The organism is Glycocaulis alkaliphilus, from assembly GCF_004000605.1.
Lineage (GTDB): Bacteria > Pseudomonadota > Alphaproteobacteria > Caulobacterales > Maricaulaceae > Glycocaulis > Glycocaulis alkaliphilus.
This window is the reverse complement of record NZ_CP018911.1, coordinates 53,356-73,491: the sequence shown is the minus strand read 5'-3', so window position 1 is coordinate 73,491 and position 20,136 is coordinate 53,356. Positions and strand designations below refer to the sequence as shown.

At 62.0% G+C, this 20,136-nt stretch carries 22 protein-coding genes; 9 read left to right on the top strand and 13 right to left on the bottom strand.

Annotated features, from left to right (window positions below; translation table 11 throughout):
- Positions 1-13: 13 nt before the first annotated feature.
- The 6 genes from X907_RS00410 to X907_RS00385 all read right to left on the bottom strand — a co-directional run bounded on the left by X907_RS00410 (position 14) and on the right by X907_RS00385 (position 5,960).
- Positions 14-919: a ParB/RepB/Spo0J family partition protein gene (locus tag X907_RS00410; RefSeq protein WP_127565100.1), complete on the bottom strand. Its 906-nt coding sequence runs from the start codon at positions 917-919 to the stop codon at positions 14-16.
- Positions 916-1,767, bottom strand: coding sequence for a ParA family protein (locus X907_RS00405; RefSeq protein WP_127565099.1), 852 nt, complete (start codon positions 1,765-1,767; stop codon positions 916-918). The genes X907_RS00410 and X907_RS00405 overlap by 4 nt, the downstream gene beginning before the upstream one ends.
- Entirely contained in the window at positions 1,757-2,410 is a 654-nt protein-coding gene (gene rsmG / locus X907_RS00400) for a 16S rRNA (guanine(527)-N(7))-methyltransferase RsmG (protein WP_127565098.1), read from the bottom strand. Before rsmG ends, X907_RS00405 begins: the two co-directional genes overlap by 11 nt.
- Positions 2,410-4,308 (bottom strand): tRNA uridine-5-carboxymethylaminomethyl(34) synthesis enzyme MnmG, encoded by a 1,899-nt coding sequence (gene mnmG, locus X907_RS00395; protein WP_127565097.1) that lies wholly within the window; start codon positions 4,306-4,308, stop codon positions 2,410-2,412. The genes rsmG and mnmG overlap by 1 nt, the downstream gene beginning before the upstream one ends.
- Positions 4,309-4,384: 76 nt before the next feature.
- Positions 4,385-5,710 (bottom strand): tRNA uridine-5-carboxymethylaminomethyl(34) synthesis GTPase MnmE, encoded by a 1,326-nt coding sequence (gene mnmE, locus X907_RS00390; protein ID WP_127565096.1) that lies wholly within the window; start codon positions 5,708-5,710, stop codon positions 4,385-4,387.
- A 10-nt stretch (positions 5,711-5,720) separates the two neighbouring features.
- Positions 5,721-5,960 (bottom strand): DUF6489 family protein, encoded by a 240-nt coding sequence (locus X907_RS00385; RefSeq protein WP_127565095.1) that lies wholly within the window; start codon positions 5,958-5,960, stop codon positions 5,721-5,723.
- Between the two features lie 83 nt (positions 5,961-6,043).
- Between X907_RS00385 and X907_RS00380 the strand changes: the two genes are divergently transcribed.
- The gene (locus X907_RS00380) at positions 6,044-6,724 is read left to right on the top strand and encodes a dienelactone hydrolase family protein (protein ID WP_127565094.1); all 681 of its coding nucleotides are present in this window, start codon (positions 6,044-6,046) and stop codon (positions 6,722-6,724) included.
- Positions 6,725-6,896: 172 nt separating this feature from the next.
- On the opposite strand, the gene X907_RS00375 is transcribed toward X907_RS00380, so the two are convergent.
- The 6 genes from X907_RS00375 to hemE all read right to left on the bottom strand — a co-directional run bounded on the left by X907_RS00375 (position 6,897) and on the right by hemE (position 12,295).
- Positions 6,897-7,526 carry a glutathione S-transferase family protein gene (locus X907_RS00375; protein ID WP_127565093.1) on the bottom strand — a complete coding sequence of 210 codons (630 nt, stop codon included), beginning with the start codon at positions 7,524-7,526 and terminating at the stop codon, positions 6,897-6,899.
- Between the two features lie 34 nt (positions 7,527-7,560).
- Positions 7,561-8,106 carry a hypothetical protein gene (locus X907_RS00370; protein ID WP_127565092.1) on the bottom strand — a complete coding sequence of 182 codons (546 nt, stop codon included), beginning with the start codon at positions 8,104-8,106 and terminating at the stop codon, positions 7,561-7,563.
- A gap of 21 nt (positions 8,107-8,127) precedes the next feature.
- On the bottom strand, positions 8,128-9,384 hold the full coding sequence (rho, locus tag X907_RS00365; protein ID WP_127565091.1) for a transcription termination factor Rho: 1,257 nt from the start codon (positions 9,382-9,384) through the stop codon (positions 8,128-8,130).
- Between the two features lie 342 nt (positions 9,385-9,726).
- Complete coding sequence (hemJ, locus tag X907_RS00360) at positions 9,727-10,173, bottom strand: protoporphyrinogen oxidase HemJ (protein ID WP_233352437.1); 447 nt, start codon at positions 10,171-10,173, stop codon at positions 9,727-9,729.
- Positions 10,173-11,237, bottom strand: coding sequence for a ferrochelatase (hemH, locus tag X907_RS00355; protein WP_127565089.1), 1,065 nt, complete (start codon positions 11,235-11,237; stop codon positions 10,173-10,175). The genes hemJ and hemH overlap by 1 nt, the downstream gene beginning before the upstream one ends.
- A gap of 32 nt (positions 11,238-11,269) precedes the next feature.
- Positions 11,270-12,295 carry a uroporphyrinogen decarboxylase gene (gene hemE / locus X907_RS00350; protein WP_127565088.1) on the bottom strand — a complete coding sequence of 342 codons (1,026 nt, stop codon included), beginning with the start codon at positions 12,293-12,295 and terminating at the stop codon, positions 11,270-11,272.
- A gap of 538 nt (positions 12,296-12,833) precedes the next feature.
- Between hemE and X907_RS00345 the strand changes: the two genes are divergently transcribed.
- From X907_RS00345 to dnaQ, 5 genes are read left to right on the top strand one after another with little or no spacing between them, the layout of a single operon-like run.
- Positions 12,834-13,691: a pyruvate, water dikinase regulatory protein gene (locus X907_RS00345; RefSeq protein ID WP_127565087.1), complete on the top strand. Its 858-nt coding sequence runs from the start codon at positions 12,834-12,836 to the stop codon at positions 13,689-13,691.
- Positions 13,688-14,275, top strand: a complete 588-nt coding sequence (locus X907_RS00340) for a Maf family protein (protein ID WP_127565086.1) — start codon at positions 13,688-13,690, stop codon at positions 14,273-14,275. The genes X907_RS00345 and X907_RS00340 overlap by 4 nt, the downstream gene beginning before the upstream one ends.
- Before the next feature lie 5 nt (positions 14,276-14,280).
- Positions 14,281-15,102, top strand: a complete 822-nt coding sequence (aroE, locus tag X907_RS00335; protein ID WP_127565085.1) for a shikimate dehydrogenase — start codon at positions 14,281-14,283, stop codon at positions 15,100-15,102.
- Complete coding sequence (coaE, locus tag X907_RS00330; RefSeq protein WP_127565084.1) at positions 15,099-15,707, top strand: dephospho-CoA kinase; 609 nt, start codon at positions 15,099-15,101, stop codon at positions 15,705-15,707. Before aroE ends, coaE begins: the two co-directional genes overlap by 4 nt.
- A complete protein-coding gene (dnaQ, locus tag X907_RS00325) occupies positions 15,704-16,390 on the top strand; it encodes a DNA polymerase III subunit epsilon (protein WP_127565083.1) in 687 nt (228 codons plus the stop codon). The genes coaE and dnaQ overlap by 4 nt, the downstream gene beginning before the upstream one ends.
- Before the next feature lie 5 nt (positions 16,391-16,395).
- Here dnaQ and secB read toward each other — a convergent pair whose 3' ends face one another.
- A complete protein-coding gene (gene secB / locus X907_RS00320) occupies positions 16,396-16,896 on the bottom strand; it encodes a protein-export chaperone SecB (RefSeq protein WP_127565082.1) in 501 nt (166 codons plus the stop codon).
- A gap of 210 nt (positions 16,897-17,106) precedes the next feature.
- Here secB and rhuM point away from each other — a divergent pair, with 210 nt between their 5' ends.
- From rhuM to mltA, 3 genes are all read left to right on the top strand, one after another.
- The gene (gene rhuM, locus X907_RS00315) at positions 17,107-18,138 is read left to right on the top strand and encodes a RhuM family protein (RefSeq protein WP_127565081.1); all 1,032 of its coding nucleotides are present in this window, start codon (positions 17,107-17,109) and stop codon (positions 18,136-18,138) included.
- 92 nt (positions 18,139-18,230) lie between these two features.
- Entirely contained in the window at positions 18,231-18,956 is a 726-nt protein-coding gene (locus X907_RS00310) for a Tim44/TimA family putative adaptor protein (RefSeq protein ID WP_127565080.1), read from the top strand.
- Entirely contained in the window at positions 18,904-20,130 is a 1,227-nt protein-coding gene (gene mltA / locus X907_RS00305) for a murein transglycosylase A (RefSeq protein ID WP_127565079.1), read from the top strand. Before X907_RS00310 ends, mltA begins: the two co-directional genes overlap by 53 nt.
- Positions 20,131-20,136: the final 6 nt, after the last annotated feature.

Genomic DNA, 20,136 nt, shown 5'->3' with positions numbered 1-20,136 from the left:
ATCAGGAGCCGCGCTAGCGCGAGGACAGCCTGCGGCACAGATCGTCGAGCTGTTCCAGCGTGGAATAGCGCACACGGATCTCGCCTGCTTCACCGCGATGGATAATTTCCACATCGAGACCCAGACGCTCGGCGAGATCGGCTTCGAGGGAGCGCGTATCGGCATCTTTCTGCGCTTTTTCCAGTCCGCCGCTGCGCGCCTTGCGCTCCGGGGCCTGTTCTTTTCGTGCCAGAGCCTCTGCGCCGCGCACGGACAGGCCATCGGCAATGATCTTCTCAGCCAGGGCAGACGGATCACCCGCCGTGGCAATGGCGCGGGCATGGCCCGCTGACAGGCGGCCAGCCTCCAGATGGTCGAGGACGGGCGCGGGCAAAGCGAGCAGGCGCAGCGTGTTGGCGATATGGGCGCGTGATTTGCCGACGGCGCGGGCCACATCTTCCTGGGTATGACCAAATGCCTCAATCAGCTGGCGGTAGCCGCGGGCTTCCTCCACTGCATTAAGATCCTGGCGCTGGACGTTCTCTACAATGGCGATTTCCAGTGTTTCGCGGTCGGTAAACTCGCGGATAACAGCTGGAATCTCGTGCAGGCGGGCGCGCTGGGCCGCGCGCCAGCGCCGTTCACCCGCCACGATCTGGTAGTGCCCGGTCTTACCGGGCGCCGGGCGCACCAGAATAGGCTGCAGCACGCCGCGTTCGGCAATCGAGGCCGACAGCGAGGCCAGCTCGTCTTCGGAAAACCGCTTGCGGGGCTGATCGGGATTGGCCTCGATCAGATCAAGCGCAAGCGGTCTCGGTCCGGCGCCGGCACTCTGCCCGGACTGGTTTTCATCCGCGCGCATATTGTCGGCATCTTCACCTTCACCCAGAAGGGCGGAGAGGCCACGGCCGAGGCCGCGCGGGCGTTCCTGCGCGCTCATGCCGGCACCGCTTCAGCCGGCTTGCGCTCCTGGCGGACCAGCTCGCGGGCGAGGCGGACATAGGCTTGCGATCCCGGGCAGGCGAGATCGTAGAGCAGAACCGGCTTGCCGAAGGACGGCGCCTCGGAGACGCGGACATTGCGCGGTATCACCGTCTCATAGACACGGTCGCCAAAGTGCGCGCGCACATCGGCAGCGACCTGGGACGACAAATTGTTCCGCCGATCATACATGGTCAGCACAACCCCTTGAATCTCCAAATTCTTGTTGAGATTGCCCCGAACCAGATCGACCGTTCGCATAAGCTGCGAAAGCCCTTCCAGCGCAAAGAACTCGCACTGCAGCGGCACCAGCACGGAATCGGCCGCCGTCATCGCATTGACGGTCAGCAGGTTCAAAGAGGGCGGGCAGTCAATGAGGATGTAGTCGCAATGGGCACCACGCGACGCCAGAAAGCGGCGGAACTTGTCCACGGCATGGCGCAGCCGGTAGGAGCGGCGCGGTGCAGCCGACAGTTCCAGCTCGGCGCCGGAGAGATCCACATCGGACGGGATAATACCGAGCCCCGGCACAGCCGTATCCACCAGCGCTTCCTCGATCGGGCGCTCATTGACCAGCACATCATAGCTGGTGGCCTTGCGCTCGGTGCGCGGCACGCCAAGACCCGTGGAGGCGTTACCCTGCGGATCGAGATCCAGCACGATCACCCGCTTGCCGATGGCCGCCAGGGCGGTGGCCAGATTGATCGCCGTCGTGGTCTTGCCGACACCGCCCTTCTGGTTGGCGATAGCGATGACTTTGGGCGCACCAGCGCGCGGCGCTGTATCGGAACGGGGATCAACGGACACGGGTCAGCCTTTCAATGCGGATGATGGCGGCTTCATCGCTGGTAATACTTGGATGAAGGCTCGCCTCGAAGTTCCAGCTTTTACGCGCCGCGGTCAATTCCTCTGCATGGCGCGCACCCTTGGGAATCAGCGCAATTGCGCCGTTTTCCACAAACGGTGCCATAAGACCCAGCAATTTCTCCAAAGGTGCCACCGCGCGGGCCGTCACAACGTCGAACGGCGGCAGGCCATCCAGCGTCTCGACACGCTCCGCCAGCACCTCGGCGTGCGATGTCAGGCCCGTTTCAGCCAGCACCGCGCGCAGGAAAGCGGCCTTTTTCCCGATGGATTCGATGAGCGTGACCCTGGCATTCGGAACGGCCCGATCCGCGAGGCCGAACGCGATGGCGAGCCCCGGAAAGCCCGCGCCGGCCCCAATGTCCGCCCAGCGGTTTGCACCCGCCGGAGCCAGATCAGGCAACTGCCAGCTATCCAGTGCGTGCCGGAACCAGAAATCGTCGAGCGTCGCTCGGCCAACCAGATTTGTGTGCGCTGACCACTCCGACAGAAGGCGCCGCCAGATGACGAAACGCTCCAGTGTTTCACGTGAAACACCCGTGTCGGCCTGGAAGTTTTCGGCGCCGTACGTCCGTTCGTGATTCATCAGCTTGCCCGCTGACGGTCCAGCCGCTTCACGCTGGCGAGGAGCGCCGTCAACGCGCCCGGTGTCACGCCCTCCACGCGGCCCGCCTGCCCCAGCGTGGCAGGACGCGCGCGCTCCAGCTTCTCGCGCACCTCATGCGACAGGCCGCCGACCGTCCGGTAATCGAAATCTGCCGGAATGCGCACACCTTCATCCCGGCGGAAAGCCATCACATCGGCCTCCTGCCGGTCGAGATAGCCGTGATAGACCGCCTCGTTCTGCATCTGGCTGGCTATGGGCACATCCAGAGCAGCGATCTCCGGCCAGATCTTGCAGATCGCAGCCCAGCCCACTTGCGGGTGTGCGGCCAGCTCCATGGCAGGGCGGCGCTTGCCGTCCTGATTGATCGACAGCCCCACCTTCATTGCATCGGTTGGCGTCAGGTTCAGGCGCTCAAGAAGGGCGCGGGCTTCGGACAACGCTTCAGCGCGGGCTGCGAACGATGTTTCACGTGAAACACTCGCCGCGCCGAGATCGATAGCCAGAGGCGTCAGGCGCTGATCGGCATTGTCGGCGCGCAGGCTGAGCCGGTACTCGGCGCGCGAGGTAAACATGCGATAGGGTTCGGTCACACCGCGCGTGATGAGATCATCGATCATCACGCCGATATAGGCTTGTGAGCGGTCGAGCACGAAGGCTGGGTTGCCAGTGCAGGCAAGAGCCGCATTAAAGCCCGCCATCAGGCCCTGCGCCGCCGCTTCTTCGTAGCCGGTGGTGCCATTGATCTGCCCGGCGAGCCACAGGCCCGGCAGGCACTTCACCCCCAGAGTCGCATCCAGCTCGCGCGGATCGACATAATCATACTCGATGGCATAGCCGTAGCGGCGCACTTTCACCTGCTCCAACCCCGGAATGGTCTGGAGGAAGGCGTCCTGGATATGATCGGGCAGGGAGGTAGAGATGCCATTGGGATAGACCGTGTCATCGTCCAGCCCTTCCGGCTCCAGGAATATCTGGTGGCTGGTCCGGTCAGCGAAGCGCACCACCTTGTCCTCGATAGACGGGCAGTAGCGCGGGCCGCGCCCCGCGATCTTGCCGCCATAGACAGCAGAATGGCCCAGATTATCTTCAATGATTTTGTGAGTCTGAACGGTCGTACGTGTAATGCCGCAGGCGATCTGCGGCACGCTGATACGCTCATTCAGGAAAGAGAAGGGGGTTGGCACATCGTCGGCAGGCTGCATGTCCAGTCCGGCCCAGTCGATAGTGGAGCCATCAAGGCGCGCCGGTGTGCCGGTTTTCAGCCGCCCCATGGAGAGACCCAGCCCGTAGAGCCGGTCTGACAGGCCGATAGAGGGTGCGTCGCCAACGCGGCCCGCCGGGATACGCTCATCGCCGCGATGGATCACGCCTTTGAGGAAGGTTCCAGTTGTCAGAACGACCGCGCCAGAACGGTAATGGCGGCCTTCGCCATCGACGACGCCCGCACAGCGCCTGTCCTCGACAATCAGATCCTCGGCAGCGGCTTCAGCGATGTGCAGATTGGATTGCTCAGCCAACGCCGCCTGCATGGCCTCGCGATAGAGCTTCCGATCAGACTGGGTGCGGGGGCCGCGCACGGCCGGACCCTTGGAGGCGTTCAGCATACGGAACTGGATGCCGGACGCATCGGCGACGCGGCCCATCAGCCCGTCCAGCGCATCCACTTCGCGCACCAGATGACCCTTGCCGAGCCCGCCAATCGCCGGATTGCAGCTCATCTCGCCAATGGTTGCGGCCTTGTGGGTCAGGAGCAGCGTAGCCGCGCCCAGGCGCGCAGCCGCGCTCGCGGCCTCGCAGCCCGCATGGCCGCCGCCGATCACGATCACATCCCATTGGCGTTGCGCGGCCTCGGCCGGCTTGAGCAAATCTCTGGTCATGGCTTTCTTTTGTCCGGCCCAGCCCGCCGGGGAGCGCGTCCTTACATGATCGGCGCCGCCAAGTCGAGTTGCCGGCCTATTTGCCGATGCAGAACTGGCTGAACACCCGGTCCAGCACATCCTCAATATCAACCGCCCCGGTCAGCTCTCCCAACGCGCGGATCGCCCGGTTCACTTCAGCCCCTGCAAGCTCGGGGCGGGAGGACAGAAGCGACAATGCCTCTTCCAGGGAAGCCAGAGCCCGCTGGACCAGTTCGCGATGGCGCGCGCGCGACAAAGGCGCGGCCTCTGCGCCGCCCAGCCGTGTTACCAGCTCGCGGTCCAGCCAGGCGTTGAAGGCATCCAGACCGGACGCGGTCTTTACCGACACCGGAAAGGCCGCAACGCCCTCTGGCACGGGCGCATCAACGCTGGCGAGATCGGTCTTGTTCAGCAGGACCACATCGCCTGGACGCAGCATGGCGAAGGCGGCCTCATCCGGCGTTTCACGTGAAACATCGATCATCAGGCACCGCATATCGGCGCTCTCGGCGCGGGCCAGCGCCCGGCGCACGCCTTCAGCCTCAATGACGTCAGACGCTTCACGCAAACCGGCCGTATCGGCCATGTAGACGACGAAACCGGCCCGGATCAGGCGCACCTCGATAATATCACGCGTCGTACCAGGAATATCACTGACAATCGCCGCATCACGCTGCGCCATATAATTGATAAAGCTCGACTTTCCGGCGTTCGGCGCGCCGATTACCGCGATGGTGAACCCGTCACGCACCCGCTCGCCGCGATGATTGTCCGCCAGATGGGCGCGCATGCTGGCGCACAAGGTTTCCAGCGGCGGCCCGGCGCGTTCTGACAGGCCTTCGGGTACATCATCCTCATCGGGAAAGTCGATCTCGCCCTCAATGGCGGCAAGCGTGTCAATCAGCGCATCACGCCATTCACCATAGAGCGAACCCAGCGCGCCGCCCATCTGCGCCAGTGCCTGCTGGCGCTGGGTTTGCGTTTCCGCATCGATCAGATCGGCGAGGCCTTCAGCTTCGGTCAGGTCCATCTGCCCGTGGGCAAAGGCGCGCCGGGAAAACTCGCCCGGTTCTGCCGGGCGCAGGCCCTCGGCTATAAGCGCCTCAGACAACGCCTCGATAACGGCAGGGCCGCCATGGACATGAAACTCGGCGACGTCCTCGCCGGTAAAGCTTTGCGGCGCGGGAAACCAGAGCAGCAGGGCGCGATCAATGAGCGAGCCGTCGCGGGCGTTGAGCGATCTCAGCGCGGCGCGGCGTGGTTCTGGCAAACTGCCTGCCAGTGCAGCAAGCGCCGGTCCTGCGTCCGGGCCGGAAACCCGCACAATCGCGACGCCGGCGCGGCCCGCGCCGCTGGCCAGAGCGAAAATCGTATCGGTCATGGCGGTGCGTCTAGCTTCCCGTCTTGCCGCCAGCGGCCTGGTTCATCAGCGACATGAACTGCTTTTGCCACTCACCGCCCATGCTCATCCAGTTGCGCATCAGGGCGTCGGGCTCCAGCGCCTCGATATTGGCGCCCATGCGCTTGCTCATCTCGCTGACCAGCTGCTCGTTAAGTGGGGTCACGTCCGGCAGGCCGAAAAAGGCGCGCGCCTCGGCCGGGGTGCAGTCGATTTCGATATTGACCTTCATGCCTGCCTCGTCTTGGTTCTATGGAAAGGGCGCTTCATGCCCCGACCATAAGCCGCTCCGCGCCATAAGCCAAAGGAGACGACATGCCCGCCGAAACACTCACCATCAAGACCGCCGACGGCAGCTTTTCCGCCTATGCGCGCGGGAAAGGACCGGCCATCATCGTCATCCAGGAAATTTTCGGCATCAATCAGGTGATGCGCGATATTTGCGATGATCTGGCGGCCAGCGGCTATCGCGCCATCTGCCCGGACCTGTTCTGGCGGATCGAGCCGGGCATTGAGCTGACCGACCAGACGGACGCCGAGTGGAAACAGGCCTTTGATCTGTTTGGTAAATTCGATCCCGACAAGGGGGTCGAAGACATAGCGGCCACCATCGCCCATGCGCGCGGAGAGGGCGCGGAGAAGGTTGGCGCGGTTGGCTTCTGTCTTGGCGGACTGCTCGCTTACCTCACCGCCTGCCGTACAGATTGCGATGCCAGCGTTGGCTATTACGGGGTCGGGATACAGGACCGGCTGGGCGAAGGCGGCAAGATCACCAGCCCGCTGCTGCTACACATTGCCGGGAAAGACCAGTTCGTACCGCCAGAGGCGCAAAAAGCGATTCTGGACGGGCTGAAATCCAACCCGAAAGTGGAGATGCATCTCTACCCGGAGCGCGATCACGCCTTTGCCCGTGTGGGCGGAGCCCATTATCACGGCGAGGACGCCGAAGCGGCCAATAACCGGACGATAGCCTTCTTTGAAAAACATCTGGGATAGGAGGTTTCCCAGCATTGTCATGGCCCGGCTTGCCTCTTCACCGGGGTCCCCCGCCCCGATGGGGGATCCATGGGAAAAGCCCAGTGCCTGGACATGGACCCCGGCTCAGGGGCCGGGGACCCGGATATGGTTCTGACTTTCATCGGAATGACGAAGGACGAAAGACCTAGCCCTATTCCGCGCTTGCCTTCTGCCAGCTTTCCATCGCCGTCATACGCTCCCAATAGGCCAGCACCGGCGCAGGGGCGTCTTTCAGCTGGCGTATAATCTTCAGCAAATACAACAGGTAACCGACCGAAATGTCGGCCGCCGTGAACCGGTCCGCCGCCAGCCAGCCGCGGCCCTCAAGGCCGCGCGCGGCGATCAGCTCAAGATGCTTGTCCACCTCCCGCTTGGCCCATTTGGCGATGCCCTCATTGCGCTGGGCTTCAGGCAGGAGGGTGGTGTGGGCCAGCAGCAGGCTGACCGGCATCCCCATCGAGCCCTCAGCATAGTGCAGCCATTCGAGATAGCGCGGATATTCCGCCTCGGAGGGGTCTACGCGCAGCGGCGTCGGCCCGTAGCGGTTGATGAGATATTCCACAATTGCGACCGATTCCAGGATCACGGTATCGCCGTCTTTGAGCGCCGGGATTTTCTGCAGGGGATGTATCTTGCGGTATTCATCGCCGCCCACATTGCCCCGGTCAAAGGCCACGCGCTCCAGCCGGTAATCGAGGCCCATCTCCTCCATCGCCCAGCGGGCGCGGATGGAACGGGTCATCGGGGCGTGGAACAGGATCAGGTTTGCGTCGTGGCTCATAGGAAATCTCCCGAATAAAAAAGTTGCGCACTTTTTAGTTCCAAAACCCTACAGCAACATAAGACATTTTTGTTCCACAAAACCTAGCATTTGATGCCCTGTAACGAAAACCGTGTTCATCTATATTTAAAATTTTTACTCTGTCTTCATTTGAAATAGATAAACTTGGTTTTCCAATAAATTCAGCTGGGAAAACTACTGTATTCACTTCATTTTCTAATGAAAGAATCGCTTTACAAACCATTGTTCCATCCTTGTAACGCGTATAATATCCGTTAGCATTATCTCCTGACGATCCTCCATTTTCTTTATCTGCTGAAAATTTATATCGCTCTTCAATTATATTTAATCTGGTTCTTATCTCTTCTACTTTTCCAACGAGCTCGGGCGCGGAAACATCAGGAAACTTTTCCTTCAACGCCGCAATCTGCTCGTCTCTAAATGACAAGCGATCGCGCAGTGGCGCATAGCGCCATTCGCATAGAAAGTAAAAAACAACCGACAACGCAATTACAGATAACAAGAAGCTGATTGGAGCATTCTGTATTACATCAGCTTCTCTCGCTATAATATCTAACATGTTGCCCGCCCAATATCAGGTTTACGTGTTCATCGAGTCGAAGAACTCGTCATTGGTCTTGGTTTCCTTGAGCTTGCCGAGCAGGAAGTCGATCGCATCCTGCGGGCCCATCGGGTTGAGGATGCGGCGCAGCACATAGGTCTTGGCGAGATTCTTCTTGTCGACCAGCAGCTCCTCTTTCCGGGTGCCGGACTTGAGAATGTCGATGGCCGGGAAGACGCGCTTGTCGGCGACTTTCCGGTCAAGGACGATCTCGGAGTTACCCGTGCCCTTGAACTCCTCGAAGATCACCTCGTCCATGCGGCTGCCTGTATCGATGAGGGCCGTGGCGATAATGGTCAGCGAGCCACCTTCCTCGATATTGCGGGCGGCACCGAAGAAGCGTTTCGGGCGCTGCAAGGCGTTGGCGTCCACACCGCCGGTCAGCACCTTGCCGGAGCTTGGCACCACAGTGTTGTAGGCGCGGCCGAGGCGGGTGATGGAATCCAGCAGGATCACCACATCGCGGCCATGCTCGACGAGGCGCTTGGCTTTCTCGATTACCATTTCGGCGACCTGGACGTGACGCGTGGCCGGCTCGTCGAAGGTGGAGGCGATGACCTCGCCCTTCACCGTGCGCTGCATGTCGGTCACTTCCTCCGGGCGCTCATCGATGAGCAGCACCATGAGGTAGCATTCGGGATGATTGGTCTCGATGGCGTGCGCGATATTTTGCAGCACCATCGTCTTGCCGGTGCGCGGCGGCGCGACGATCAGGGCGCGCTGGCCCTTGCCGAGCGGCGCCACAATGTCGATCACCCGGCCCGTGCGGTCCTTCTTGGTCGGATCCGGGTTTTCCATGATGAACCGGCTCTCGGGGTAGAGCGGGGTCAGATTGTCGAAATGGACCTTGTGCTTGGCCTGATCGGTGGGCTGGAAGTTGATCGCATTGACCTTGAGCAGTGCGAAATAGCGCTCGCCATCGCGCGGGGCGCGAATCTCGCCGTCCACCGTGTCGCCATTGCGCAGGCCGAACTTGCGGATCTGGTTGGGCGACACATAGATGTCGTCCGGCCCGGCTAGATAATTGGCCTCTGGTGAGCGCAGGAAACCAAACCCGTCCTGCAGCACTTCCAGCGTACCGCCGCCATGGATCTCGACGCCCTCTTCGGCCAGTGCCTTGAGGATCGCGAACATCATGCCCTGCTTGCGCAGCGAGGCGGCGTTTTCAATATCGAGGCTCTCGGCCAGCTGGAGAAGGTCTGCCGGAGACTTTTCCTTCAGCTCCTGCAAGGACATGCGCCGACCGTCGGGGTTGGCGTTACAATTTCGTCGAGATCGGTTTCGGGCGTGTCGTTCTGATCGGTCATGGGGAGGTCTTTTTTGAGAAACGGACGGGAAGGTGAAATGCCTGACCGGGATCGGCCTTTGCGCGAACAGGCATGCCTTTAGGCTAATGCCCGGCACAAGCTGCTGGTTCCGGCCCCGCGAACGCGGCCCTCACGGGCTACAGGCGGGCAAGACTGTGTTTCGAGAGCGTGCCAGATCGCAAGGCCAGGCGCCAAGGACAGCACGATAAGGGGGGAAGCCGTCCGCAGGCGGGCGGTTATGGGCTAGGCGTGACACAAGCGCCCGCAGCCGTCAAGCGAAAGGCTTCAGCACTGCCAGTATTACAATGATAATCGCCGCCACTGCCGGTACTTCATTGAGCATCCGCCAGAACTTCTCGCTGCGCGGGCGTTCGCCTTTGGCAAAGCGCTTCGCGCTGGCCGCGTAAAACCCGTGCACGCCAGACAGGGCGATCACCAGCGCCAGCTTGCCGTGAAACCAGCCCTGGCTGAACAGGGCGGGGTTTGCCGCGATCATCAATATGGCAAAGAGCCAGACCGCGATAAGCGCCGGGCCCATGATGATGCGGTTCAGATTGGTTTCCTGCTTGAGGAGGGCCGTTTCCAGCTCCCCGCCTGGCGTGGCGGTGTGGTGATACACAAACAGGCGCGGCAGGTAGAGCATGCCGGCCATCCAGAAGATCACCGACACAATGTGCAGGGCTTTGAGCACATCATAATAGGGCAGGAGAAAATCCATCAGGCGGCCTCTGGCTGTCTTGGCTCTCCGTTATAGCCTGCTTCGCGGCACGGGCAGCGGCCAAATTCAGCCGGGCATATGGGCTTACCCGATGGCGGCTTCAGCCCGGCTGGGCCGTCGAGCGCATCCACGACCAGCCCGGCCAGCGCCTTGATGAAGTCTGGTGTCACACCCAACGCTGGCACGCGGGTATAACCGGCCGCGCCGTGTTCGTGGGCAAGCTCGGCATATTCTTCATCCAGCTCGACCAGTGTTTCAATGTGTTCCGACACAAAGGCGATGGGCGAGAGGATGATGTGTTTTCCCTCTTTCGCCCCCTCTTCCACCATGTCTTCAGTTGAGGGCCCGATCCATTTGAGCGGGCCGACTTTCGACTGGAAGCAGGTGATGTGATCGTTCAGCTCCGGCAGCAGGGTAGTCACGGCCTTCACCGTCTCCTCCACCTGCCACTGATAGGGGTCGCCGCGCTGGATGGTGATCTCCGGCAGGCCATGGGCGGAATGCAGCACGCGTACATTCCCGGGCTTTCCGGCCGTCTCCCAGGCCTGGCGGATCAGGCCGGCATGGGCGGCTATGAAGTCGGCCTCGCGCGGGAAGCAGCATATCGTACGCGCGTCCCCGCCGCCTGCATCACGCCAGGCTTTGAGGGAGCTCGCTGTCGTGGTGGTCGAAAACTGCGGATAGAGCGGCAAAAGCACGACCTCATCCGCGCCCCACGCCCTTACCGCCTCGGCCGCTTCATGAGTGAAAGGATGCCAGTAGCGCATGGCGAGGAAACAGCGGATCTCGTCGCCGGGCAGAGCAGCCTGCAGCGTGGAAGTGAGCGCTGCTGCCTGTTTTTCAGTCTCCGGCACGATGGGAGAGCCGCCGCCCATCTTGGCGTACTCTTTCGCCGCTTTAGGTCCACGCGTTGTGGAAATCAGCCAGGCCAGCAAGGGCCGCACCGGCCAGGGCGCATAGATGATGGCCGGATCATTGAACAGGTTGCGCAGAAAGGGTTTCACGCTTGCCTGCCCGTCCGGCCCGCCCAGATTGAACAGTACAACAGCGATTTTGCGGCCCATAGAGTCTACTCCGGCTTGTCTTGAGGCGCGTGCTAGCGCCCGCGTATATGGGCCAGCAGCTCGCTCACATGTTCAGGCGGCACATCAGGATTGATCCCATGTCCAAGATTGAAGACATAGGGTCGGCCCCCCCATGCGTCGAGCAAACGGCTGACCTCGCCTTCAAGCGCCGTGCCGCCCGCCCGGAGAACGGCAGGATCGAGCTGACCCTGAACCGGCATGGAGCGCGGCAGATTGGCCACGGCCCAATCGGTATCGAGGCCATGATCGGTGGCTATGGCATCAATCCCGGTTTCTTCCGCATAGCGCACATAATGGGGCCCCGCGCCTTTGGGAAAACCGATAATCGGCGCGGTTATGCCCGCCGCCCTTACCCGCTCGACAATGCGCCGCGTGGGCGCGATCACGACGCGGTTGAACAGGGGCGCAGGCAGGCCTTCAGCCCAGCTTTCAAAGATCTTCAGCACGTCTGCGCCGGCTTTTGCCTGCGCGATCAGATAATCGGCGGTCGTGTCCGCCAGATTGGCCAGCAGCCTGTCCATCGTTTCCGGTTCGCTCCAGGCGGCGGTGCGGGCCTTCCAGCGGTCTTTCGATCCACCGCCCTCGATCATGTAGGTCGCCACCGTCCAGGGCGCGCCAGCAAAGCCGATCAGCGTGCAGCTCTCCGGCAAGCCAGCGCGTACAAGGCGCAAGGTATCGCAGACCGCCGAAAGCTTCTGCGCTGCCCCATCCGGGCGAAGTGCTGAAAGCGTGTCGAGCGACATCGCCGCCAGCCTTGGACCCTCACCCTTCTCGAACCACACTTTCTGACCCATCGCATGGGGGATCAGCAATATGTCGGCAAACACGATGGAGGCATCAAACCCGTATCGGCGGATCGGCTGCAGGGTGACTTCGGCTGCCGCCTCCGGGTTCAGGCAGAAGGCGATGAAATCAGGCTGCTGGGCGCGCACAGCGCGGTATTCGGGCAGGTAGCGCCCCGCCTGACGCATCAGCCATACTGGCGGGGTTTTGAGGGTTTCACCGCTCAGAACCTTCAAAAGCGCGCGTTCGGTCATCGAGTGTTACCCTTGGTATCGCTGGGGTCTGACTGGCCTGGCGGCGGTTTTCCTCCACACTCTTCTTTCTCAATTAAAAAAGAAAATTTGGAAGGAGATGAGTCGTAGGTCTGTCAGCATCGTGGAAAACGCAGGTTGCTTACCCTGTTATCCGCGTATTTCACAGCCTGTGGGCAAATGTGCCGCACCGGCAGGTATGCCACGGCTGTTGATTGGGAGATTAACTCAAAATTCATCTTCTTTAACAAAATACTAATTCGTAAGCCCGCCGGGGATCATGTGGAGCGGCCAATGCATTTTTGCGCCCTTCGTCGACAGCGCATGATTTGCCGTCTCCTGCACCGGCCTGTCCGGTGGATGACCGGGGATGGGATGTGGGTGAAGATGGCCATGCTGCGCGAAAACCTGGCTTGAACGGGATAAGCGGGGACAGGCTGTCATGTTTCCCGACAGCTTGTTCACAGGCGGGGCAGAACGGGCTAACGCTTGATCGCTAGCCTGCCAGAGCTCAGATCACGCGGTCTTCGAGAAGGACATCATGCCCACTTCCCAACGCGCACCGGACATAAAAATCTATTTTCATGTCCACATGATCTCTGATTCCACAGGCGAAACGCTGATGAGCGCCATGCGTGCATCCGCGGCGCAGTTTGACCGTGGCCAGTCCATCGAACACCTGTTTGCGCTGGTGCGTTCACCACGCCAGATGACGCGCGCGCTGGAGCATGTCGAAGCTTTCCCGGGCGTGGTCATGTACACGGTCGTCAATCAGGAGCTCCGGGAGGCTCTTGAAACGCGTTGTGCGGAGCTCTCCATTCCGGCCATTGCCCTGCTGGATCCGATAGAGACAACGCTCTCGGCCTATCTGGGCGCGCCGATGACGGGCCGCGCCGGAGCCCAGCGCACGCTCGATGCCGATTATTACCGGCGTATCGAGGCGATGAACTACTGCATGGCCCATGATGACGGGCAGGGCGATGATCTGGCGAGTGCGGATGTCATCCTTCTGGGGATCAGCCGGACGTCGAAAACCCCGACCTCCATCTATCTGGGCAATCGCGGTGTGCGCGCGGCCAATATTCCGCTGGTGCCCGACGCGCCGCTTCCACCTGATCTGTTTTCACACAAAAAGCCTGTCATTGTCGGGCTTTACGCGACGCCTGAACGCATTGTCCAGATACGCCGCAACCGGCTCCTGAATCTGAATGAGGACCGCTCGACCGAATATGTCGATGAAGGCGCGGTGAAGGACGAGCTTATTTTTGCCAAGCGCCTGTTTGCCCGCCACAACGTGCCGTCCATCGATGTCACACGGCGCTCCATCGAGGAGACGGCCGCCAAGATCATCAATCTTCTCACCGAACACCGGGGCAAGATGACGGGAGGCAAGCTGTGACCGCGCTCGTTCTGGCATCCGGTTCGGCGTCGCGCCGCGCGATTCTGGATAAGGCCTGCGTGCCTTTCACGATTGATCCGGCGGATATTGATGAGGGCGCCGTGAAAGCAGGCTTTGCCGGCACCCCTGCTGAACTGGCACTTGAACTTGCCCGGCAGAAAGCCCTGGCGGTTTCGCCCCGGCAGGCGGGAAAGCTGGTACTGGGCGCCGATCAGGTGCTGGAATTTGAAGGCCGTGCCTATGACAAGTCGCGCGATGAGGCAGAGGCCCGTGCGCGCCTGATAATGCTGCGCGGCAGGACGCATGCGCTGGTTGGCGGGCTGGTACTGGCCTGTGATGGCCAGATTGTGTGGCAGCATCAAAGCCGGTGCGAGATGCATGTCCGCAATGTGTCGGACAGCTTTCTCGACCGCTATATGCGCGATGCCGGGTCTATCCTGACAGCTGGCGTCGGCGGTTATGCCTATGAAGGGCTGGGCGCGCAGCTGTTTGAGCGGGTGGAGGGCGATTTCTTCTCGGTTCTGGGCCTGCCGCTCCTGCCGCTGCTGGATGCGCTGCGCCAGCATGGCGTGCTGGAGGGTTGATTGTCATGAAAGCCGGTGTCGCAGGCTGGCCAGTCGATCACTCGCTTTCGCCGCTGATGATGCAGGCCTGGCTGACCGATGCGGGGCTTGCCGGCAGCTATGACCGTATCGGCGTGCAGCCAGACGCGTTTGCCGCCACCATATCGCGCCTGCGCGATGCGGGTTATCGCGGGATCAATGTCACCTTGCCGCACAAGCAGGCCGCTCTGACGCTAGCCGACGAGGCGAGCGAGGGCGCGCGTGCCTGCGGCGCGGCAAACCTTCTTCTGTTCGGTCCAGACGGCATTGTGGCGGACAATACCGATATTGTGGGGGTGGAAGCGGCGCTGGCGGAAAGCGGCTGGCAGGCCGGTGTGGGCCCGGCTGTCCTTATCGGGGCTGGCGGGGCGGCCCGCGCGGCGCTTCATGTGCTTAATGCGTCGGGCGCGCCAGTGCGGATCATCAATCGCAGCCGGGACAGGGCAGCCGGGCTGGTGCGTTCCATGGGCTGCGCGGCCGAGATTTACGGGCTGGATGATGCGGCGGCTGCGCTTGAGGGCGCCCGCCTTGTCATTAACGCCACCTCACTTGGCATGAAGGGACAGCCGGAGCTCTGCGTGCCGCTGGATGCATTGCCGCCCGGCGCCGCTGTCTTTGACATGGTGTACGCGCCGCTGGAGACGCCTCTGCTGAGGCAGGCCCGGGCGCGCGGGCTAAGGACGGTGGACGGGCTTTCCATGCTGATCGGCCAGGCCCGCCCGGCCTTTGAGGCGTTCTTCGGCCAGCCTGCGCCTGCCGGTACGCAGGTCAGGGCCTTGCTGGAAGCCGCGCTGGAGGAGAGGGCATGATCACGATTGGCCTCACCGGCTCCATCGGTATGGGCAAAAGCACCACGGCCTCCCTGTTCGCCGCTGAAGGCGTGCCGGTCTTTGACGCCGATGCGGCGGTGGCCGGCATGTATGCGCCGGGCGGAGAGGCGGTTGAGCTGGTCAATGCCGTGTTTCCCGATGTGACTACAGCTGGGCGCGTGGACCGTGATGCGCTCAGCGCCCATCTGAAAGACAACCCGCAGGATTTTGCCCGCCTTGAAGCCATCGTGCATCCGCTGGTGGCGGCGCGCCGCGCCGCTTTTCTGCAGCAGGCGCGCAAGGACGGGGCCTGGTGTGTGCTTTTCGATATTCCGCTCCTGTTCGAGACCGGCATGGAGGGGCATGTCGACGTGATCGTCGTGGTGTCCGCTCCGGAAGATGTGCAACGGACGCGGGTGCTGGCCCGTGACGGCATGCATGCAGATAAGTTCGACATGATCCTGGCGCGCCAGACACCCGATGCACACAAGCGCGAGCGCGCCGATTTCGTCATCGACACGTCAAAAGGTGTGGATGATGCCCGCGATCAGGTGCGCGCCGTTCTGGATGCCTTGCGCGAACGCCCGCAAAATCCCCGCCCATGAGAGAGATCATATTCGATACCGAGACCACAGGCCTCTACCCGCTCGAAGGCGACCGGGTCACCGAGCTTGGCTGTGTGGAAGTGTTCAACATGATCCCGACAGGCCGGGAGTTTCATGCGCTCATCAATCCGGACCGCGACATCCCTGCCGAGGTAACGGCGATTACCGGGCATACGCGCGAAATGCTGCGCGACAAGCCCAGGTTTGAAGAGGTGGCAAAGGATTTCATCGCCTTTGTCGGTGATGCGGTGATGGTGGCGCACAATGCGCCGTTTGACCGGGGCTTCATCAATATGGAGCTGACGCGCGCCGGCCTGGATCCCTATCCCGACAGCCGGTTCAAGGACACGGCGGCCATGGCGCGCGAGCGCTTTCCCGGCTCGCCGGCCAATCTCGACGCCTTGTGCAAACGATTTGATATTTCACTGGAAAGCCGCACCAAGCACGGTGCGCTTATCGATGCCTATCTGCTGGCAGAAGTGTATCTGGAGCTCAATGGCGGGCGCACGCGCGCGCTGGACTTTGCCGGGCTGGAAGGCACGGACCGCACGGTACGCTATGCGCCCCGCCCGCCGCGTCCCGCCCCGTTACAGCCTTCAAGCACGCCCGAAGAGCGTGCCCTCCACGCGGCTTTTGTGGCCGAGATGGGAGAGGCACGCGTCTGGAAAAGGTTCGGCGTCTAGCGTGATCAGGCGTTGCCTGCAGGCGGGTTGGACCCGCCTTGTGCGCGCTGGGCCAGCTGCTGGCGGTAGAGGCTGGCAAAATCGACAGGCTCCAGCATGAGCGGCGGGAAGCCGCCGTTTTGCGTCGCGCTGGCCACGATTTCGCGGGCGAAGGGGAATGTCAGGCGCGGCGCCTCGACCAGCAGGAAGGCTTCGCGTGCCTGCTCGTCCATGCCCCGAACCTGGAACAGGCCGGCATAGCTCAGCTCGCAGACAAACAGGGTGGCGTTGTCGCGCAGTGCCTTGGCCGAGAGAAGCAGCTCGACCTCGAAATTCTCCGCATCCAGCGCACGCACGCGCACATCAATGCCCAGATCGATATTGGGCTGGGAGGCGCTGCCGCGCAGCGTGTCGGGCGCGCCGGGGTTCTCAAAGGAGAGATCCTTCACGTACTGCCCCAATATTCTCACGCTCGGCCCGGCGGCCGGATTTGCGTTCTGGTCAGGTGTGTTCGGGGTGTCAGCCATGATCGGTGCAAGCTCCTGTGGACGTTTTCCAGCCTTGGCATTGAAGGCCGGCAGCAGGGCTGGAATGCGCCCGCTTCCTGTGCAAGGTCTGGGCGGGTAGCATGGCGCGCGATAGCGGGCAAGGCAGTCTTCGGAATGTCAGTCAGGCGGGACAGGCCAGCGGGCGCCACCGTTGCTAAGATGTTCTCGCATTAGTGATTCGAGGCGGTAATGAGCAACGATCAGGAGACGCCGGCCCATTTGCTTGAAGACCCCGAAACCGGCGACCGCTTTCTTGTCTATGCTGGTGCGAAGGGCGTTCGCCTAGATATTCGCTATGAAGGCGAAACCCTCTGGATGACACAGGCCCAGATTGCCGGGCTGTTTGGCCGGGACGTGACGACGATCTCCCGGCACATCACAAATATTTTTGAGGAAGGCGAGCTAGACGAAGAGACTTCTTTGCAAAAAATGCAAACAACGTCCGGCCGTCCTGCAACAGTATACAACCTCGACACGGTTATTTCAGTCGGTTACCGGGTGTCTTCGGCACAGGCGACGCAGTTTCGCCGCTGGGCAACCGGCATACTCGTTCAGTTTGCTAAAAAGGGCTTTGTTGTCGACAGCGCGAGGTTGAAAGACCCCGAATATATCGACCGGGTTTCCGAGCTACGCGAAATAATTCGCGATATCCGCTCTGATGAGTTCAATGTCTATCGTGAGCTTCGGCAGATATGCGCAATGTGCAAGGACTATGATCCTGCTTCCGCCTCAGCACGCGAATTCTATCAGCACACGCAGGCAAAACTGATATTTGCGGTAACGTCACACACCCCAGCGGAGGTTGTCGCTGACAGGGCAAACCACGAAGCCGAGAATATGGGGCTGCAAACCTGGCCTCATGACAACATTCGAAAATCAGATGTAGCTGTCTCGAAGAACTATCTTGCGGAAGCAGAAATCAGGGAGCTCAACAGGCTGACGACCATATTACTAGACATTTTTGAAGATCAGCTAGACATGGGCCGCCTGGTGATGATGCAGGATGCTCGTGACCTGCTGGACCGTCAGTTGCAGCAGCTAGGCCGGGCCGTTCTGAATGATGGAGGCCGTGTGAAATCCTCCGAAGCGAAGCGGATTGCCGAAGGCGAATACGCCAGATTCGAGTCGCGCCGAAGACAGGATCGCCATCTCGAGGCAGACCGCCATATTGCCGAGTTGGCAAAAGCGGCCAAGGACCTTCCAAAGCCTCGCCGCCGTTGAGTTGCATGCTGGCAGGACGCGCAGTGTGAAACCGCAGCCTGCATTGTACGGGCTGACCTGAGGCGGCTGACGGCCTATATGAGTAGGCAGGGATGGCCATCAACCCGCCCGAAAGCCGGGCGGCCAAGAGGTGCATGCGCGTGGAATTGTTGCAGATACTCTTTTTTGCAGGCTTGGCCGTGTTCATCGGCATACGTCTTTACATGGCGCTTGGCCGCCCTGTGGGGCGCTCCCCGGAAGAGCATGCGCGCGAAGAGACGGAGAAAGCCGTAGCGCGTGAAGCGGCGGCACCGGCCCGCGAAACGGCCAGCATGCAGGACCCGTCCGGGCGCCCGCAAACAGCATTCAGCACCGTTGATGTCGACGAGGCAGCCTATGACGGGCTTGAAGCCATTGCGGATGCAGACGGCAGCTTCGATGCAGCAGAGTTCATCCAGGGCGCGCGGGCTGCCTATGGCATGATTGCCGGCGCGTTTGCGCGCGGTGATGTCGAAGCGCTGGAGCCCCTGCTGGCTCCGCGCGTGATGAGTGCTTACCGCGAAGCCATTGAGGCGCGGGCTGCGAAGGGCGAAACCCTGACCACCGAGATCGACCGCATCAAGGAAACGCGCCTGCAGGAAGCTTCCCTTAACGGGCCCAAGGCCAAGATCAAGGTGCGATTCGTCGCCGAAATTGCCCACGAAACGCGCGCCAGCGATGGCAGCGTGGTGTCGGGCGATATCGCGGCGCTGCACCCGGTAGCGGAGATCTGGAGCTTTGAGCGCGATGTCACGAACGACAACCCGAACTGGCGGCTTTCTGCCGTGCGCCCGGCCTAGCACCCTAGCCGCGCTCTGCCTTGCGCTAATCCTTTCTGCCTGCGCCAGCGTACCGGACACGCTGTCCGCTACACCGCAACCCCCTGCCGTATCGTCACTCGATCTGCGCCCGCTTTCCGGGTTTGGCGCGCTTGAAGGCTGGAGCCGGCATGATGCCAGTGCGGCCTTGCGCTCTTTCGGGCAGAGCTGCGAGGCGATCCAGCGCCGTCCGGCCGAACGGCCGCTCAACGAGCGCGCGCCTTATGCGGGCCGGGCCGGTGACTGGCATGCGGTGTGCGGCGAGGCGCTCACCCTGATCGCGCGCGGCGCAACGCCCCAGATGGCCCGCAGCTTCTTCGAGGCACGCTTCACGCCGGTGGCTCTGGGCGGCGAGGGGCGGCTGACCGGCTATTACGAGCCCATGGTGCAGGCGCGCTATTATCCCGATGCCGAGTTTTCCATGGCGATCCGGGCACGTCCGGGGCTTTCCCCGCGCGGGGATATGTCCCAGCTCATCGCCGGGCTTGATGCGGATCGGTTCAGCGGCGCGGACGAGGCGCGCCCGCGCGCCGAGATCGAGGCGATGAATATCGGCGTGCCGCTGGCCTGGGGCCGCCCGATCGACGTGTTCTTCATGCAGATTCAGGGGTCTGGACGTCTGGTATTTGATGATGGCAGCCAGCGCCGTGCCGCCTTTGCCGCCCATAATGGCCATCCTTACGTGTCTATAGGCCGGCTGCTTCTGGACCGGGGCGAGCTGCCGCCGGGACAGGCGTCCAAGCACCACATCGAAAACTGGCTGGTGCGCAATGGCCCGTCGGCGTGGACGCCGCTCTTCAATGAAAACCCGCGCTACGTGTTCTTTGATCTGCAGGAGATTGCCGATCCCAATACCGGCCCGATGGGATCGCAGGGCGTGCCGTTGACGCCAATGGCGAGCCTGGCGGTCGATCCGGCCTTCCATGCCTGGGGCGTGCCGGTGTTCATCGATGGCGAAGTATCAGGGCAGGGCCGCTGGAACGGGCTGGTGATTGCGCAGGATGCGGGCGGGGCCATTACTGGCCCGGTGCGCGGCGATCTCTTCTTTGGCTGGGGCGACGAGGCCGGACAGACTGCCGGGCGCCAGAACAGTTTCGCACGCTGGCACTTGCTGCTCCCCAACGCGCTGGCGGCCCGGCTGCGCCGGGTGTCGTGACAGGCC

Bases quoted from the DNA above. Each gene is read 5' to 3' on its own strand.
- X907_RS00410 (WP_127565100.1), bottom strand. From the start codon at position 919: ATGAGCGCGCAGGAACGCCCGCGCGGCCTCGGCCGTGGCCTCTCCGCC.
- rsmG (WP_127565098.1), bottom strand. From the start codon at position 2,410: ATGAATCACGAACGGACGTACGGCGCCGAAAACTTCCAGGCCGACACG.
- mnmG (WP_127565097.1), bottom strand. From the start codon at position 4,308: ATGACCAGAGATTTGCTCAAGCCGGCCGAGGCCGCGCAACGCCAATGG.
- mnmE (WP_127565096.1), bottom strand. From the start codon at position 5,710: ATGACCGATACGATTTTCGCTCTGGCCAGCGGCGCGGGCCGCGCCGGC.
- X907_RS00385 (WP_127565095.1), bottom strand. From the start codon at position 5,960: ATGAAGGTCAATATCGAAATCGACTGCACCCCGGCCGAGGCGCGCGCC.
- X907_RS00380 (WP_127565094.1), top strand. From the start codon at position 6,044: ATGCCCGCCGAAACACTCACCATCAAGACCGCCGACGGCAGCTTTTCC.
- X907_RS00375 (WP_127565093.1), bottom strand. From the start codon at position 7,526: ATGAGCCACGACGCAAACCTGATCCTGTTCCACGCCCCGATGACCCGT.
- X907_RS00370 (WP_127565092.1), bottom strand. From the start codon at position 8,106: ATGTTAGATATTATAGCGAGAGAAGCTGATGTAATACAGAATGCTCCA.
- rho (WP_127565091.1), bottom strand. From the start codon at position 9,384: ATGTCCTTGCAGGAGCTGAAGGAAAAGTCTCCGGCAGACCTTCTCCAG.
- hemJ (WP_233352437.1), bottom strand. From the start codon at position 10,173: ATGGATTTTCTCCTGCCCTATTATGATGTGCTCAAAGCCCTGCACATT.
- hemH (WP_127565089.1), bottom strand. From the start codon at position 11,237: ATGGGCCGCAAAATCGCTGTTGTACTGTTCAATCTGGGCGGGCCGGAC.
- hemE (WP_127565088.1), bottom strand. From the start codon at position 12,295: ATGACCGAACGCGCGCTTTTGAAGGTTCTGAGCGGTGAAACCCTCAAA.
- X907_RS00345 (WP_127565087.1), top strand. From the start codon at position 12,834: ATGCCCACTTCCCAACGCGCACCGGACATAAAAATCTATTTTCATGTC.
- aroE (WP_127565085.1), top strand. From the start codon at position 14,281: ATGAAAGCCGGTGTCGCAGGCTGGCCAGTCGATCACTCGCTTTCGCCG.
- coaE (WP_127565084.1), top strand. From the start codon at position 15,099: ATGATCACGATTGGCCTCACCGGCTCCATCGGTATGGGCAAAAGCACC.
- dnaQ (WP_127565083.1), top strand. From the start codon at position 15,704: ATGAGAGAGATCATATTCGATACCGAGACCACAGGCCTCTACCCGCTC.
- secB (WP_127565082.1), bottom strand. From the start codon at position 16,896: ATGGCTGACACCCCGAACACACCTGACCAGAACGCAAATCCGGCCGCC.
- rhuM (WP_127565081.1), top strand. From the start codon at position 17,107: ATGAGCAACGATCAGGAGACGCCGGCCCATTTGCTTGAAGACCCCGAA.
- X907_RS00310 (WP_127565080.1), top strand. From the start codon at position 18,231: ATGGCCATCAACCCGCCCGAAAGCCGGGCGGCCAAGAGGTGCATGCGC.
- mltA (WP_127565079.1), top strand. From the start codon at position 18,904: ATGTCACGAACGACAACCCGAACTGGCGGCTTTCTGCCGTGCGCCCGG.